Genomic DNA, 17,507 nt, shown 5'->3' on the forward strand with positions numbered 1-17,507 from the left:
TTTAGCCAATAAGATATTTCCAAAAACCACAAGGGTATTTTTTGTTAAGCCAAATCGCCGCTTTTTCTTGTAAATATGCTAAAACAATACCACCTAAAAGTAAAATGGGAAATTTTATTGTCCAACTAAAATTTAATTTAGTACAAACGTTAAAGAATGGTGTGTGATATAAGTATATCCACAAGGTGTGTGATCCAATGAATACTGTAAATTTATTTATAAAAGGAGTGAAGAATTTTCTTAATTGATAAAGAAGTAAAGAAATACCTATGCCATAAAATATAAAATAAGACGTTGGTGGATATTTATAATTGTTGATTGGTATTATCCCGCTCCAGCCATTGTTGATATGGTAGTAAATGAATAAAGATACAATACTTATACACCAAATTGTTATTTCCTTGATGTTACGTTCCTTCAACCCTGTCGCAGCAAGAAATACAATGCCGTATCCCAAACCATACAGTACAAATTCTCTAATGAAATAATTGTCCATACAAAATTTAGTGCTTACAAGATAAGTTTGCAGAGCAATCAGTAACAGACAAAATATTGCAATGAATTGTTTTATACACTTACTCAGCCAAAGCATGAAAGGGGTTAAGATGGCTACAAGAAGGAATACCTTAATAATCCAGCCCCAACTATATCCGGTCTCTAATAAGAAACTTCCAATGACGTGTTTCCTTGTTATGCCAAAATCTATTCCTGCTAACTTGAAGATGAGAACCAATAAAAAATAGGCAATGAAAAAAAGATATGTTGGAATAAGCAGTCTTTTTGTTCTTTTCCAAATAAATGATTTATATGAATGAATCTCTTTGCCTGCAAAACAAAGTCCGGAAACGAAAACCATCAATGGCACATCAAATGCACGAACGTGAAAAAGAACTGTGTCTGGACTTATGCTATGTGCTAAAACGATAAGCACCATACCTATGCAGCGCATAAAATCTATGGATAAGTCGCGTTGTGTCATATTGTATATTTTGCTTGAGTTAGAGATTTGTGTATTCTATTGAAAAGATAAATGTTTCTAATCTTGAATGCTTGATAGACTATTTTTGATATTTCTTTATCATATCTGCTATAGCATGATAACTGAAAGCATCTTTCATCTTTTCTGCATTGTGCTTTTTATTGATGTAGAACCCCTCTTCTTTTATAGTCTCAATGGCATCCTTTAACTCCTCTTTATTGCCTGTTTTGAGGTAGATGCCATTGTCGTATTCTATGTAATGACTTGTGTTTCCTGATTCTTTGACAATAAGCGGTGTCCCGCACGATATGGCATCCTCTATCAGTGAAGTATGAAGAAGTGGCCATACTGCAACATCTGCCAATTTTAGCAATGATAGAGTCTCTATTCTGTTGCACCAACCTATGGAAATAATATCCTTATTATTGTTTATCTTTTGTTTTACAGCATCATCACATTTACCGAAAAGCAATAGACAAATGTCGGGATAGGATTCCTTTAATTCTTCTACGGCTTCAATAAGTTCCAACGTACCCTTATCTTTACCCATTTTTCCACCGCTTACAATGATAAATTTATCTGTAGGAATGTGGAACTTTTTGCGTAGTTCGTCGCGTGAATCTTTTATACTGTCAACAAGTTCCGTGTCTCCGCCAAGAGGTAAAAGTTCTATCTTCTTTTTTCGTATGCGATATCGTTTGTTAAGATATTCGCATCTTAAAGGTGATACACCAAAGAACTTTTTGACAAAAGGACTAACAATGAAACCTATAAAAGGCAACCATATACTATCGTTGCAAAGCAACCATAATTTGTTTTTCGACTGGTTGATATAGTCAGCGTGGCTATCTACGAAAAGAGTGGTCTTTGGGTGAAAAATCTTGTAAATTGTACTGACAACGAGTGAAGAACTGTCAATGCCGTGATGAAAGATGATGTCAGGTCTTTCTTCTTTAAGAATGCGGTACACCCCCCTGCAAAAAAAAGATGAATTTGTCGTATTTAGCGAGCACTTCATCTTTCTTATTCTTATCCCATCGAATGTGTACTCATCTCCCTTCTTCAATATTTCGTCAATGTCTTCTTGGCTCATTGATACAGGGAAATGGCAAGTGTCTGTTATTACCACAACGTTGTCTCCTGCCAGTTTTTGGTATTTAGGCAGAAGATTGTCTTGATAACCCCATCCGTCAGTGTAATGATGTGTAACATTGACAATTTTCATCATTATTCTTTATTGAGTTTTTTTCAAAGGAATAATGTTTATCAAAATATACGCGTATAGTTTGTAATTGAAAACATTGTATTTCAATGCTTTCAGCGCTTCTCTGATGCTATTCTTTTTTTCGCCTAATTGGTAATAAATGGCGCATCTCATCTTGTGCCAATGCGAAATATAACTTTTTATGCCCTTTATTTGAGGAAACGATTCCTTAAGGATACGCAATTCTTGAGACACAATGTCAATGTCTGCAGGCCTACGCCTTGGTTTTGTGTTGAAGACAAAAGTTTCTTTGATAAATACCGCTAATGGTTTTTTAGAATAGGCAATATCGTTTCTGACAGCAAGGCGAGCCCATGTTAACAAATCTTCGCCCGCTGCTATTCCTACAGGGAATCCTCCAATCTCTTGAATGGCAGTTTTGCGAACCATGATGGTGATAGAGCAAATTGGTGGATGCGAATGACTGGCCACTTCGAAATAGTTGGTCACGACGCCGTCTTCGCCATCGAAGGGTAAGCGGCGGATGATAGTCGGGCGCGTGTTTCCTTCTGCATCTCGGAATTCATAGTTGGTAGCGAAGACATTGCATTGCGGATATTTCTCGGCGAGCGCCATCTGCGTTTCGAGATAGGTTGGCTTCCACTCGTCATCAGCATCGAGAAAGGCAATAAGATCATATCTAGCTTCTTCTATGCCGCGATTACGTGCCGCAGACACACCAGCATTCTCCTGACTGACAATACGGATGCGTGGGTCATTCACTTTTCTCGCTTCGCTGACACTATTGTCTGTAGAGCCATCGTCCACGATGACAATCTCAAAATCCTGATATGTCTGACCAAGAACAGCCTCCAGTGTGTGTTGGATAAATTGCTCTTTATTGTATAGGGGGATTACTACTGAAATCACAGTATGAACGGCTTATTTTGATGTAGAAAGTTCTAAAATTTTATTAGCGATTTTTTTCGAACAAACTTTCTGTCCTTCGTTATTAAGATGGATGTTGTCGAAAAAAAGGTCATATTGTCTTGATATTTCTTTGTCGAATGTCCAGAAGTCTATCTGTGGGTGTTTTGCTATTTCTTCGTACATCTTAATGATGCTACGGTAGGCGTCGCCGTTGGATGCTATAAGTGGGAATACGTTGGGTGTGTTAAGCAATACCACTCGGTAGCCCTTGCCGACGATATAGTTGATGGTTTCTTTGAAAACCCTTATTTGTGCCGTGTCGGGCGCAATTTTTGTAATTCTTCCCTCGTTGGCTGCTGCAATTGTGTTTTTGATGTTTACCTTGCCGAATTTCATATTGTCCCAGTTCTTGAGCCAGCCGCGAACAGAGCAGTTGATGAGTTCGTCATTGTATCGGCTGCAGCATATTAATTTGTGGGCATAATAGTCAAAGTCGTCTTTGGCGTTATTGCGAATATAGACGTCGAAATTATCTTCGCCTATGAAGGGATAGAATAGTTTATAGGAATTATTGGAAAGTTCACCGGCATCGTTGAAAAGAAATGGATCTACGCCATAGATGACTGTCTTTAGAGAGTCGGCTACGGGCAGACTAAAATAATGCATCACCATCTCGTAGCGGTCGCGGATGTTCACGCCCTGACGGCAATATTTGGATATTTTCTTGCCTGTCTGCTGTTCCATGGCGGACTTATCCACAGCGAGCATCAATTCCGAATGACCAATCATCAGAATCTCCGAGTGCTGATCCAAACCATAGTATTTGTCAGTTCCTGTGCGCAGGAACCACCCTATGCCACGGTCCGCCACCACGAATGCAATGATTATTATTAATATGTATTTTATTTTTCTAAACACTAATCTTTTATTCTAATGTTGTGTTTAATATACTTACAATTAACAAACTTAAAATTCATTAATATGCTTCTATTTAAGTTTTCTTTTATTACGTGAATTATCATGAATTACCATGAATTATTTTCATTAAATATCTTCTTTTTTGATAGGTGTTAAGTCCTTGTCGAGCAGAACACACTCGTTTGTTCTTTCAATAAAAGCATATCTTTCACTTTGAAGACTTGGCTTTCCAAAATTGATGAGCAGTCCAAGCGGAGCCTTCGTTAGGCGCATGTAATTGAATAGTTGTGCGCGGTGAACTGGCAGGAGTGAACTTACAGATTTTAGTTCTACAACTATATCGCCAACTACAATGTCCATTTGGTAGTATTTCTCTAATAGACGATTCTTGTAGTAACATGGCAAATGTTTCTCTGTATCGTTTTCTATACTGCGATTAAGCAATTCAAGATGGAGTGATTCTGTGTATATAGGCTCCTGTAATCCCCAACCCAATTCTCTGTGAACTTCCATTGCTGCACCGATGATATTATATATCAATTGCTTATAGTCCTGTGGCATGTTATAATTAAATGAATAAAAATTAATGGTAATTCATGATAATTCGTGTAAAAAAAAACCAAAAGACAAATTCAATTCAAGCAAAGTTTAATAGGTCTTTTGAACCAACTAAAATTGGAAGTATACGAACTGTTCGGAGGTAACGCTGAACAGGGCGATGAAGATGAGCAGGAAGACAAGTTCTGCGATGCTCCGCTTTTCGCTTCCGACTCTGTACGACACGAATTCTCTCACAATGAAAGCTAAGAGCAAGCAGGCTGTGAGGATGGTAGTGAATGCCGAGCTGCCGAGAAGGGGCGTGTGCATAAAGTCCGTGCAGATGCGCCAAATGATTTGGCAGGACAATGTAGCATCTTCTGTGCGGAAGAAAATCCAAGCGAAGGTTATCAGTATGAAAATCAGAATATGGTACAGAACGTTTGGCTGTTTCGGACCAAAGTATTTCTCAAGTAGGTAGTACACTGCATGGAGTGCTCCCCAGATGGCAAAAGCCGCCGTCGCACCATGCCATATCCCACTAAGAATGAACACCAACGAAATATTCAGCATCCACCGCGCCTTGCTCACGCGGTTGCCGCCGAGAGAAATATACACATATTCCGTGAACCATGATGTGAGCGAGATGTGCCAACGACGCCAAAACTCCTTAATGGTACGCACACAGTAGGGAAGGCGAAAGTTTTGCATGATGCGAAATCCCATCATCCGCCCGCTACCAATCGCCATATCGGCATAGCCACTGAAGTCGCAGTAAATTTGGAAACTGTAGAAGAATGCCGCTAATGCAAGTGTGGCACCATTGTGCGCTTCCGGGGCGGCATAAATCATGTTGACATAATCTGCCAGTCGGTCAGCGATAACGATTTTCTTGAACAGACCCCAAATGAACCATTGTGCGCCAATTATCAGATTTGTACTATGGAAAGGAATGCGACGGCTGAGTTGTGGTAGCATGTTCTGTGCACGCTCAATGGGACCAGAGAGTAGGGTGGGGAAGAAACTGATGAAGAGTGCAACTTTAATTAAGTCCTTGTCTGCATGTATCTTGCCTCGGTAGATGTCGATGCTATATGTCAGTGCCATGAACGTGAAGAACGACATGCCTACCGGCAGCATGATGTTTGAGTTAAAGATATAGAAATACTTAAAAACAACGAGTGCCGCCAGCGTCAATATGACCGTCGTCCAAAGTGCCGCCTTAACCTTCCCCTTTCTTTCTCTTTCGCGATCAATCCACAACCCTCCTACATAATTCACAACCGTTGCATAGCCTAAAAGCAACAGATACCACCAATGCAGTTGTGCATAGAAAAACCACGATGCCGCTAATAGGAAAATATTTCTCCACCGAGTGCTGAAACTGTTCAGTGTATAGAAAGCAATCAGTGTGGGAATGAGAAAATAGAAATATGTCGGGGTGTTGAAGAGCATTGGCTATGAGAGTACGCTCACATGCAGAAATTGAACAGATATTTAAAAAAATGAAGAAAATATAGTTGAATTTACATGGGTATTTATGGTAATTTGTGGAGAAAATTCTTACATAAATTGCCATGAATTAATCATATAATTAGTAAAACTATATTATGTTTCACGTTCTGTTTTTAGTAGCCCGAGCATCATGCCGTAGAATCCAAACGGATAGCCTAACGTGGCCATAGAGTAGAGAATGGTGTTATCTGAATACATCGTGAATATCATACCCGCGATGGCACCTCCTGAAGTGATGGCTGCTAATCGGATGGAGACAGGATAGTCTTTGCGATTGTAAACAATGAAACAATGAACAATCATAAAGAAGAATATAAGCAAATAGAGTATTAGACCGATAATGCCCAAATCGCAAAGAATCATCAGAAACTCGTTGTGAGCCACTTTGATACCTCCGAATGTTTTCCGTGGAGCCGTATACATATAGTTCTGCGAAGAACCAGTACCGCTACCAATTGCCTCTTTCCCATAGTATTGGTGTTTTTTCAGATTATCCCAAATCATATAACGTGCATTATCGTTTACGTCATCTTGGTTCAACTTACCTTCTTGGAATTCTTCGAGAGTTACATCTTTATCTCGAAACATTTTTTCACGCAGGCTTGGAATAGTAAAAACAGCGACAACACCTGCGATGATAATAAACAAGACGATTGGAAGAGAACGTAACTTGTATTTGAAGAAGAAGAAAACCATGAGCGCAATGCCACTACCGGCAATACTTGTTCTGAATACCCATACGAAACATGGTATAAGGAATGCTAATGATAATAGCAAATCAATTCTCCGCTTGCCCAAGAAGAAATACATTGCCCATGAAAGCGCCATCATGAAAATAAAATTTATGGCGAGAGCCGTACCGTATGCAAAGACTGGTAAGATAGACACAGCGTATGGGATAAAACTGATAATAAAGACTATTATAGCGAGTCCTCGTGCAAAAATAGTGGCTTTATAGAATACTTCTTTATCCCTTACCACAGCAGAAGCAAACAGCATCATCAGAAGCGGATATATGTATTTCAATATAGTTCTGATACCAAAACTTAACGAAGAAGTGTAGAACAAACCGATGACCGCCCAAATCAAGAAAATAATGAACGCAGAACCGGCAAAACCCAAAATCGGTTTATTGCTGACATATAACAGCCCCACAATGGCAAAGAGTTCTACTGACATCATGCGGATGGCTGAAAGGTCGATGGCCCCCCTTGCGCCTAATGACAAGATTCCTGTGGAGAAAAGCAGAATCCAAAGTGCCTCTGGACCGGTCAGTGCAAGGAGTTGCTCGCGATTAAGTGGATTTTTTACAACAATACGTTTTGCATTGAGCAAATAGAACGCATATATGGTTAGAATAATGAAGTATATGTAGTTTAATGCTGTCACTTTGTTTTAATTTAGTCGTGCGGTGCACGAGAAATTATTCAGAATTAATATTCACAGAAAAATTATATGATAAATCCGTGGCTAATTCATGAGGATTTGTGTGAAATGTTTTTTACACGAATTATCGTGAATTATCATAAATTTTCTTAAATAATCATTATCAGTTTATTTGTGGATAATTTATGGCAATTACATGGAGGATGTTCCTCCATAAAAAAATCGTCATTTTTTATAGAAATTTGTTCAATTTCTGCCCGTTAGGACACTCTCTAAAGCCCCTCGTAGAGGCGGTTGTGGAGCAAGGCATAGCGTTCGAAACTGAATGTTTCGGCACGCTTGATGGCACATGCCGACATGCTACGGAGCAGAGTTAAATCTTGCAAGAGTCCGCACGAGACATCTGCCAATGCCGTAACATTTCCGCTTGTCACGGTAATACCGGAAGTTCCGTCCTTACCTATGACTTCGGGCAAACCGCCTACATCGGATGCCACAACTACACAGCCACGTGCCATACCTTCTAATGCACTCAGCCCGAAGCCCTCGCTGCGGCTGGGCATCCAGAGAACGTCGATGGCATCGTATGCAGCCGGCAATTCGTCAGGCGCCTGACGACCCATAAAAGTGATGCGGTCGGCAAAGGGAGACGCCTTCGCTCCTTCCTCCATTTGCTGCCGCAAACTGCCATCGCCCACCACAAGAAGGCGGACTTCGCGCTCGGTATTCGCAGCCAGTTGCTGGAATGCCGGCAGGACCAGATCCATACCTTTGATGCGCTCCAAGCGGCTGACCACGCCAATCGTTATTGGCTTACCTTCGGAGAATTCTCGCGGCTCGGAGCGTAGGGGGATATGTGGCGGCAAGGCGTTGTGTATGGTGAAATGGTTGCGTTTGCCGACAATGCTTTTCTCGCTAAACAGTTCCGATGACCCGAAAAACGAACGTTCTGCAATTTCCGTGATGCAGAGAAAAGCACGCCCCACGTGTTGCTGCAGGAAATGAATGAGCCGCAGGTTGGGGTAGATGTCCGCTGCGGTGTGTAACGTGGCGATGATGTTCTTCGCGCCCAGCAACTTATAGATAAAGATTGGCAAGGCACCTGGTGCCATATATTGCACATGCACCACGTCGGGCTTTACATCCTTAACTGCCCTACGCAGTCCTTTCCAAAGGAAGTCAATCGTCCGAAATATCCCTTTTGGTCGCACCCCATCAGAACTAAGCAACACCACCTTACTCCCCGCAGCCTCATATTGCCGTACCATGCTCTCCGTATGCTCGAAATAGCAAACAGTAGTTACCTCATGCCCGCCACCAACAAGCGCCCGCACCAACTGCAACGTCTGCACCTCAGTGCCACCAATCAGCAAACAGGGAATGGAAATAAGGATGCGCATGGATTTTTGTGGTTTCCTATCTGTTTTTATAAAATTTGCTCTTAATCTTGTGCCAATAATAGCAACGTGTAGGACGAGTGTCGTGACGATTGAAATTTATGAAACAGCGTGTGCGAAAGAAATCGCGAAGCCATGTACGAAGAGGAACTTCTCCTGATTTAACATATAAAAAATCAATAGAATAATTCATCATATAATTCTTTCTGGCTTTTGGGGCATTTGAAATGGGATTAATGTATATCTCAGGAAGATTCACTCCGCCTACGGTGGCAGCATAAGCAATTCCATCGTTACGAAAATTGACTTCCATAAAGATACTCCGTTCTCCTTTTCGCAGAAATTCTATACTGAAAAGACCATAATAACCAGTTTGTTTTAATAACTCATTGATTTTAGGAATATCAAGTTTGAGTTCGTCTGTAGGTAGGAAGATTCCGTATGCTCCAGCACCAGTCCCAGCTGGGAAATGACGTATTTTTCTTACGCCTCCAGGTATTATCACGCCTTCTTCAGTTCTCACTCCAAACACATCAAGTTCAAAGTCTTTCTCTATATATTCTTGTATGACGAATTTTGGACAATTACTCTCCGCTTGTAATGCTGATTGTAATTCTTCTTTATTATTACATTTGTGTATATCCTCTTTTGCCCCTTCTATGCTGTGTAAGGGCTTAATCATTACTGGGAATGTGATTTTGTCGGTCGGAATATCTTCTGAACGATTATAGATTATAGTTCTTGGTACTTCAAGTCCACATTTTTCTGCTAAATCGCATAAAGTCGCCTTATTGAAATATTGTAGGATGTGACTTCCGCGAGCAGGTGTTCGAAACAATTTAGATAGTTCTTCTTCATGTTTGTCAATAAACATGGCTACTTCATCAAAAGTACACATTAGTGATTGCTCGTATTCAGAATTGTGAATGCTTAAGAGCAAGGGCATTAATTCCTCGATATTTTTTATGCGATACAAATTACCATGTCTCACATATTTACTTTCTGACACGAACCACGGATCTTTTTCTGCAATTAGAATTAGAATGAGAGGTACTTTTTTTAAACCAAGGCTCCGTACAACTCCCAATGTGTTATTCGTGGCATCACCTAATATAATAGCTTGCTTAATCTTCACTTATTTCTCTACTTTGAAAAACAACTCCATTGACCATGAGTTGGCTTTAAGAAATACTTTAGGTAGAACGCCCGACCATGGCTTGCCACATGGCGCAACTGACGTAGTATAGTCTGAAATGGCTTTCAACTTCTTCTGATATTGTTCTGAAGTCATTTTCAAAACGCGTGCATCTCGCCAACGAATATTCCACACATTGTAATACCAAAACCATACACAGTATTCGTATAACTGCACCTTAATGCTATGTGCAGAGATTAGTCGTTTTACAATATCTCCTGCTGCAATATGGTCAGACCATCCCTCGCCCTGCTGTATAGGAAATAAGATGGCATCAGGCTGAACTTCTTGAATAATCTTCAGCAACTTGGCTTCTTGCACCGAATCTCCAGTGGAAATGTTTCCGTCTTCAAAATCAAGCAGATGCAGACACCCTTTAGGTAATCCAATCTCTGCATTGATTCTTTGCGCCATATTGCGCCTCTCGCGTTTGATATCATCAGCAGAAGTGTCGCAGCAACCATGATGCGATGCCCCACCGCCAGTAAGTATTACGACATTTACACACTTTCCAGGCGTGTATCTCTGAATAAGGCCTCCGCACCCAATAATCTCATCATCAGGATGTGGTGCAATGAGCAATATATTATCGCCGATGTCGCCCGATTTGCCTAAAATTCTTGCCAAAAGGCGAATTACGTAAATGCGTATATAGCGAATAAAGTTTTTCATATAATCTTTATCCTAATAGATATTTTCCTAACTTCGTTTTTTGAAAAAGGTACGTTACTATGTATGATGCTATGAATGTAGCAATGCTGAAAACTATTGGGAATATGTAGTAATGTTCTGCAAATGCTTCTAAATGAAAGACACGCTTTGCTGTAGAAGAAATAATAATAGGCGCAAGCCAATAATGGAATATATAAATACCGAAACTATATTTACTGATAGATTTGACAAGATTATTCGTAAATATCTTTTCTATTTTCTCACTCTTTGTCAAATCTTCGAATACGATAAACAACGCAATGATAAATATAGAAATGATAACAAATTCAGATGCAATAAATTGCGGTCGTTTATAGTCTGGGAAACCGAAGAAATGAATAAGTCCTATTTCACAAACACAAACTAACAAAAGTAATGTGATTTTTCTATTCCTATTGGAAAATAACAACATGAGGCTATCTCTAAACTTGAAATACGTATATCCAAGTAAGAACCAATAAAACCATGGCGCAACTTTCCCAAGGTTAAAAAGAAAGCCAGAAACCGGTATAACAAATGCTAAAATATATGCTATGACCAAAAAGAGAAGTAGCACTATTTTGGAATTTGATAGCCTTTCAAAAATTCTAATAATGATAAAACACCAAAATAAGACAGGTAGATACCAAAGATGGTTGTATGCACCAAAAGCGATGCAGTGTCCAATATGTTTTATTAGGGTCGTAAGGTCTGTTTGTTGAAATTCTGTTGTGATGCAGAAAAATGTAACAAAGAATATGAACGGCAGCAAGAGCCTTCTAACCTTATTTTTGATAAATGGTTTATCCTTTGAATACTTCCCTATTCCTCTCAGATAAGCGTATAAGTAGCCTGAAATAAATGTAAAGAGAGGCATCGCAATAACAATAGGTCCACAATAGTTGATTCTATCAAACTGCAAATACGTTTCTCTCATTGCTAGAAAATGACCATGAGTGAGAAATGCATAGCAGTGGAAGACTACAACAGTAAGAACGCAAAGTCCTCTAAGGAAGTCAAGATGGGCTAAGTGTGTACCTTTGGTAGTCTTAATCATAAGTTAAAAGATTTTTTGTGCAAGTGAACAACTAAGCTTAAAACCTAAAATGTCAAGAATAAAAGCAAGTGTTCTTCTTTTAAAACTCCACTTGATGCCTAACTCCCTCATCTTCTTCCGATGTGTACACGATTCTCTGTGCATTTCATCATCTTTATTGCGGAAACACCATATATACTCATGAAAACTATGTTTTTGAGTACTTTTTATGAGATAATTTAATAAGGTTTTAGAATTGTCTTCTTGTTTTAATAATTCTTCGATTAGGAAAATATGATTTACAACAAGCGTACTTTCCATTTTTGCAGAAGAAAGATGTCCGCTCTCGCTTTCTTTGTGTAATCTATATGAAGAAAGAGGTTTCATCAATCCAAGAACTGGAGTATATCTTCCCACACGAAAGAAAAAATCGTCATCGGCAATCATTCCAGCCTCTTTGCGATATTTGCACACTTTGAATATGTCCCTATGGGTAATAACTCCAGGACAGCGATGAACGTGGGGAGTCCCTAAATTGATGTAAGCATCGATATATTCCTCTGCAGAATAAACAATTATCCTATTGGTACAATAGTTTGGTTCTTTTGTTATTTTTCCATTCTCGTCTATGTAGTTACAAGGCACGAAGAAATGCTTGCATTCAGGATGTGCAGTTAATGCTTTTTCTGCCTCTTCAAGGAAAGTCGGTGCTAATAAATCATCTTGATGAAGAATGGAAATATATTCGCATGTGGCATATTTAATAGCATTGTTCCAACCATTTACGAAGCCAGAAGGACCAGCCTCATTTTTATAAATCTTTATTTTGTCTGCATATTTTTCGCTAATAGATAATGTCTTGTCTGACGAGTTGTCATCAGAGATTATAATCTCATTAGCGGGACGTGTCTGATTAAGTGCAGAAAGCAAGGCTTCTTCAATGTAACGCTCGCCATTATATGTTGGAATCACTATTGAAAAGGTCATGGTTTCTTGAGTCTTCGTTTATTTTCTAAGGTGATTAATTGTCTTAATTAATCCGTATAAGCCACAACACGATAGGTAACAAAGAATACCTTTTGATTTAGGGTAATTTCCACTTGCTAATACAGCCTTTCTATATCTAAAGAAGTATCTTGTGAAATCGCTCCAAGAAAGCATTCGCGCATTGTATAAATTAACAATTTGGTGCGATTTATATGATGTAATTATCTTTTTTGAAATTGCATGTCCGTTCAAAATCGATAAAATTAAGTTAAGAATGTCGTTAGAGTATTTATAATATGCTTTATCGTATTGGGTATTTTTAGTGATTGAATTAGGGTTAGAGTTTACAACGTAATGATATAGTCCTTTATTGACATAGGTAACATTAATGTCAAGGCTAAGTAATCTTGTGTTAAAGATGAGATCTTCTTGTATATACAACTCATTGTTGTATTTGAAGTTGTTATCTTTAATAATAGAAGCCTTAACAAGTTTATTACATGGTCCAGCACTTTGAATCTTTATTAAATTATTTAAAATTTCAAGACTGGACATCCCATTTTGGAATTCAAATATACCTTTACTAATACTTATGTTCTCTCCATTCTCATATATGATATCGCAAATAGCCATATCGCTATTATTTTCAGTTACGGAATGATGAAGTTCATAGAGAAAATCTGGATCTACATAGTCGTCAGGGTCAACGTGTATGATGTATTTCCCAGTACTTTTATCAAGTCCAAACTGTCTTGTAGCTGCAACTCCCTCGTTTTCTTTGTGAAACACCTTTATTCGCGGGTCTTGCTCTGCATAACTATCACATATCTTACCACTCTTATCTGGACTTCCATCATCTATCAACATAATCTCAAAGTCCTTAAAACTTTGAGACAAGAGAGACTCTATACATTTTTCAATATAGAGCTCTGCCTTATATATTGCTACAATGACTGAAATTTCGGGAAACATGATTTCTTTTACTACGTTTTCTTTATTCTTATTTTATAACCCAATCTTCTTCTCAGCTTGAAAACACTGTTAATGCAACGGAAAGGGAATACAAATATTTTTTTTATAATGTGATTCTGATTGTATATCCATCGTATGGAATTAAATACACACTCATCCATGAAATAATCTTCCCACACACGTGGATAGTGTTTCGAAATATAATCGTCCTCTTCTATATTGCCAGCTTTGTGATTAGTACTACTTACACCATCGCATACAAATGTAGTTACCAATATATCAAAATACCGATATGAACAATTGTTCCAAATAAGCGATTGTACAAAATAAGTCCAATCTGATATGATGCGATAAGATTCATCATACAATGTGGTCCTATTGAATAAATCTCTTTTTATGAATGTAGATGGATGTGATAGTGATGAATGTTGTACAGAATAAAGAGTGATTCTTTTTGGTGGATAGTGGTCTATGGTTGTACCGTTTTCCCATACATCATGACATCCGCAGCTCACAATATCCTCATCAAACTCATTCTCAAAAACTTTCTCCAAAACATCATCAGCATAAAGATAATCTCCTGAATTAAGAAACAAAGTATATTTACCCTTTGCAGCTAAAATGCCCTTATTCATGGCATTGTATATGCCATTGTCTTTTTCCGATACCCAATAACTGAGACCATCGGCATATTTTCTGATAATATCTACACTACCATCCGTTGAAGCACCATCTATCACAATGTGCTCAAAATCTCTATAAGTCTGAGCTCGCACACTTCCGATAGTGCGTTTTAAGCCATCTGCATTGTTGAAATTTATTGTAATGATAGATAATCTCATAATACACATTTTTTTATAACTGCAGGATTCCCTGCTACAATAGCATTCTTAGGGATGTCTTTTAAAACTACGGCACCACCAGCAATTGTGCAATTATCATCAACTTTTATATTACCTATAATAAGTGAGTTTGTGCATATTTTGACATTGTTGCCTACAATAGGCCTATTCTCGACTGGTTCCGTGTTTTTTTTTCCTATAGTGCATAGCTGCCATATTTGGCAATCTTCTCCAATAGATTGTGCATTTATAACAGTTCCATATCCATGCCAAATCATTAAGCCTCTTCCTATCAACTCAGATGGTGTGTGAAAATATAGGTTAGTTTGTCCTTTTGCGAAGTGTCTAAGATAACTCGCCTTAGTTCTATAGTAAAATAGTGAACGATATTCGGGAAAGATATTTAGCAAAAACAAAAATCCTCTTAATCCTTTTTTCTCGAATCTATTTAATTTAAGCCATATATCACGTTCATAAATTAACAATGATTTATCTTTTTTGTTTCTTGTATAAAAGACTAGTATATGAGGAATTAGTCTTAGAGACTTTATTAGGCTGAATAACTTCATATTTAATAAATTAAACTGGTGTAAAGTTCTATATACTTCTTTGCTTGAACATCAGGAGCAAATTTCTTATGAGCATTTACCGCAATTTTTTTATTATTGAATCTGTCTTTATTGTCAATAAATGCGGTAATTGCATCGCCCAAACCTTTTGCATCAATAGTCTTAGATATATATCCATTTACTCCATCTTGGATGTTTTCTGCCATACCACCATTTGGCATAGATATTACAGGTGTCCCACAACAAAGAGATTCAAGCATTGTGTTTGGGAGATTGTCTTCACGACTTGGGAGGATAAATGCGTCAGCAGCGGCATATAGCTTAGCCAATTTTTCTTCGTCTTGGATGCTTCCTAAATAATGTGTTTTCGCATTGATGCCTTTTGGCTCTCCTTGTCCAATTATTATAAACTCGCAATCAAAATTATTCGTTGAAGCTACTTCAGCAAGGATGTCAGAACCTTTCCTAAAATGTGTGGTGTATTGCGATGCAAACATTAGAAACGGTTTGTCTGTGTTCAGACCAAACTCTCGGCGAACCTCTTTCTTTTCACGAAACTTGAAGATGTTAGTATCCAAACTGTTTGGATTAATATAATGCTCGTATGGAGAAAACGTTTCAGACAGTATAGAACATCTTTTCATCCAGTCGCATAGAGTTACGATGGTCAAATTCTTGTTTTGGTGTATAGCATCGCGTTTTAGCAATCTAATCTTCTCTTCCAATTCAAAATGTTCAGTGTTTTTTTCTTTGTCTCCCATATAATGGGCAATCCCCAAAAATGGATTCATGTCGTGAAGCGTCCAAACAATAGGTTGTTTAATCTTTCTGAAAAACGATTTGTAATTAAGGCAACTACCAACCCAATGCAGATTAATTATATCTGCTTCTTGGATAAGACGAGAATCGGATATGTCGTATATGGCTTCTGGGAAAGAGAGACATTCATAATCACAACTGTGCAATTTTATGAATCTATTGTACTTGTTCTGACGATATGGAATGCCCGAATGAGTAATTACTTTGCTCAACAAACTGCGCTTGTACTGAACAACACCTTTTTCTCCGGTCGTTTTATGGATTACTAAGAGGGTTGAGTCTATACCGTTTTGCAATAACCCTTTATGCAGACGTAGTGCAGCTTTTCCCGCTCCTCCGTTATCTGATGAGCAGAAATGAACAATTTTCATCTTATTACTTAATTTGGCTTTTCCATTCATAATGTTATTGAACGGAATGTTTAGATGTTATTTAATATTTTGTTTATACAATTGTAAATAATTTTACTCTTTTTGGGATTTTCTTTAGCAAATTATAATCAGTGGTTATATACTCTATATAACCAAGAAATACACTTGAACAGATGTTTTTCTCTAAAGAAGTAGTAGAAAAAAAGTTTTATGCGGTGCTTAAATTTACCAAAATATTTTTTTTCATTGTAAAAGTCTTTATACGCTTCATAATTATTTGTAAGAAGTGAATAATGAATTAAATGATTCAAATACCTAAATTTTACACTATTAATTATTACTATATTATTGATGGGGTGGAACTCTAACATTGCAATTTTTAACTTCCCTGTATCTTTAAACATCTTGTAAATTTGACTTTTTTCTGTAAAATGACAACCAGACTCGCGTAATATCCTATATACACTTGTGATATCCTTCACTATTCTAAACGTTCCCATTATACTAGCTGTCATCCATAAATAAATGTCGCCACTGAAAGCATCTTGGGGAATGGGGGGAAGCTTTTCAAGAATATCCTTTCTTATACATACAGTAAGTGTTAATACATTAATTTTGTCTTCTTCGTAATGTGAAAACATTTTTTCATATAAGTATCCCTCTTTCTCAACAATAACGTCATCCATGAATCTATCTTCATCTTGAATATATCTTCTATAAGAAGTATAAACCAAACTACACTCAGGGTCGCTTTCGAGAATATCCACCTGCTTCTGAAGCTTATATGGGTCAATCCAATAGTCATCGCCCTCACAATAGGCTACATATTTACCTTTAATTGCTTTTTGTAAAATATTTTGGATTTGATAAAAGTCTCCATTGTACTTTGAGTATTGGTTCTCTGTTTCGTAGATGGCATTAAAAAGGTCTGGGTACTTCTTTTCGTATTCGCGAATAATGTCAGCAGTACCATCTGTTGAAGCATCGTCATGGATAACAATCTCATATCGAAAGTTCGTTTTCTGCATAACGAAACCATCAAGACACTCACGAATATAAGGTGCATGATTGTATGTTAAACAGTGTATAGAAACCAGTATCTCATTATCCATATTCATATTATTCTCGTTGGTGTGAAGAAATTTTAAACTTTCTTGTTT

General features: G+C 37.8%; 17 protein-coding genes. All 17 read right to left on the reverse strand.

Annotation, left to right across the window (positions count from 1 at the left end):
• Nucleotide 1: 1 nt before the first annotated feature.
• Nucleotides 2–979: an acyltransferase family protein gene (locus C7Y71_RS10395; protein ID WP_111897633.1), complete on the reverse strand. Its 978-nt coding sequence runs from the start codon at nucleotides 977–979 to the stop codon at nucleotides 2–4.
• Between the two features lie 79 nt (nucleotides 980–1,058).
• Nucleotides 1,059–2,207 (reverse strand): glycosyltransferase, encoded by a 1,149-nt coding sequence (locus C7Y71_RS10400; protein WP_111897634.1) that lies wholly within the window; start codon nucleotides 2,205–2,207, stop codon nucleotides 1,059–1,061.
• Nucleotides 2,208–2,213: 6 nt separating this feature from the next.
• The gene (locus C7Y71_RS10405) at nucleotides 2,214–3,113 is read right to left on the reverse strand and encodes a glycosyltransferase family 2 protein (RefSeq protein ID WP_111897635.1); all 900 of its coding nucleotides are present in this window, start codon (nucleotides 3,111–3,113) and stop codon (nucleotides 2,214–2,216) included.
• 12 nt (nucleotides 3,114–3,125) lie between these two features.
• A complete protein-coding gene (locus C7Y71_RS10410; protein ID WP_146739348.1) occupies nucleotides 3,126–4,031 on the reverse strand; it encodes an SGNH/GDSL hydrolase family protein in 906 nt (301 codons plus the stop codon).
• A 126-nt stretch (nucleotides 4,032–4,157) separates the two neighbouring features.
• Nucleotides 4,158–4,592: a GxxExxY protein gene (locus C7Y71_RS10415; RefSeq protein WP_111897637.1), complete on the reverse strand. Its 435-nt coding sequence runs from the start codon at nucleotides 4,590–4,592 to the stop codon at nucleotides 4,158–4,160.
• Between the two features lie 108 nt (nucleotides 4,593–4,700).
• Complete coding sequence (locus C7Y71_RS10420; RefSeq protein WP_111897638.1) at nucleotides 4,701–6,023, reverse strand: MBOAT family O-acyltransferase; 1,323 nt, start codon at nucleotides 6,021–6,023, stop codon at nucleotides 4,701–4,703.
• 153 nt (nucleotides 6,024–6,176) lie between these two features.
• The gene (locus tag C7Y71_RS10425; RefSeq protein ID WP_111897639.1) at nucleotides 6,177–7,472 is read right to left on the reverse strand and encodes an O-antigen ligase family protein; all 1,296 of its coding nucleotides are present in this window, start codon (nucleotides 7,470–7,472) and stop codon (nucleotides 6,177–6,179) included.
• A 269-nt stretch (nucleotides 7,473–7,741) separates the two neighbouring features.
• A complete protein-coding gene (locus tag C7Y71_RS10430; RefSeq protein ID WP_111897640.1) occupies nucleotides 7,742–8,869 on the reverse strand; it encodes a glycosyltransferase in 1,128 nt (375 codons plus the stop codon).
• A 16-nt stretch (nucleotides 8,870–8,885) separates the two neighbouring features.
• On the reverse strand, nucleotides 8,886–10,001 hold the full coding sequence (locus C7Y71_RS10435) for an ATP-grasp domain-containing protein (RefSeq protein ID WP_111897641.1): 1,116 nt from the start codon (nucleotides 9,999–10,001) through the stop codon (nucleotides 8,886–8,888).
• Nucleotides 10,002–10,733, reverse strand: a complete 732-nt coding sequence (locus C7Y71_RS10440) for a PIG-L deacetylase family protein (protein ID WP_111897642.1) — start codon at nucleotides 10,731–10,733, stop codon at nucleotides 10,002–10,004.
• A 7-nt stretch (nucleotides 10,734–10,740) separates the two neighbouring features.
• Nucleotides 10,741–11,808, reverse strand: a complete 1,068-nt coding sequence (locus tag C7Y71_RS10445) for an acyltransferase (RefSeq protein WP_111897643.1) — start codon at nucleotides 11,806–11,808, stop codon at nucleotides 10,741–10,743.
• A 3-nt stretch (nucleotides 11,809–11,811) separates the two neighbouring features.
• A complete protein-coding gene (locus tag C7Y71_RS10450) occupies nucleotides 11,812–12,774 on the reverse strand; it encodes a glycosyltransferase (RefSeq protein WP_111897644.1) in 963 nt (320 codons plus the stop codon).
• An 18-nt stretch (nucleotides 12,775–12,792) separates the two neighbouring features.
• Nucleotides 12,793–13,746, reverse strand: a complete 954-nt coding sequence (locus C7Y71_RS10455) for a glycosyltransferase family 2 protein (protein WP_111897645.1) — start codon at nucleotides 13,744–13,746, stop codon at nucleotides 12,793–12,795.
• Between the two features lie 11 nt (nucleotides 13,747–13,757).
• Nucleotides 13,758–14,588 (reverse strand): glycosyltransferase family 2 protein, encoded by an 831-nt coding sequence (locus C7Y71_RS10460; protein WP_111897703.1) that lies wholly within the window; start codon nucleotides 14,586–14,588, stop codon nucleotides 13,758–13,760.
• Entirely contained in the window at nucleotides 14,585–15,157 is a 573-nt protein-coding gene (locus tag C7Y71_RS10465) for a serine acetyltransferase (protein ID WP_111897646.1), read from the reverse strand. Before C7Y71_RS10465 ends, C7Y71_RS10460 begins: the two co-directional genes overlap by 4 nt.
• Before the next feature lie 2 nt (nucleotides 15,158–15,159).
• Complete coding sequence (locus C7Y71_RS10470) at nucleotides 15,160–16,377, reverse strand: glycosyltransferase (protein ID WP_226943447.1); 1,218 nt, start codon at nucleotides 16,375–16,377, stop codon at nucleotides 15,160–15,162.
• Nucleotides 16,378–16,475: 98 nt separating this feature from the next.
• A complete protein-coding gene (locus tag C7Y71_RS10475) occupies nucleotides 16,476–17,459 on the reverse strand; it encodes a glycosyltransferase (RefSeq protein ID WP_111897705.1) in 984 nt (327 codons plus the stop codon).
• Nucleotides 17,460–17,507: the final 48 nt, after the last annotated feature.

Origin of the sequence: Pseudoprevotella muciniphila (assembly GCF_003265305.2) — a bacterium.
GTDB classification, from domain to species: domain Bacteria; phylum Bacteroidota; class Bacteroidia; order Bacteroidales; family Bacteroidaceae; genus Alloprevotella; species Alloprevotella muciniphila.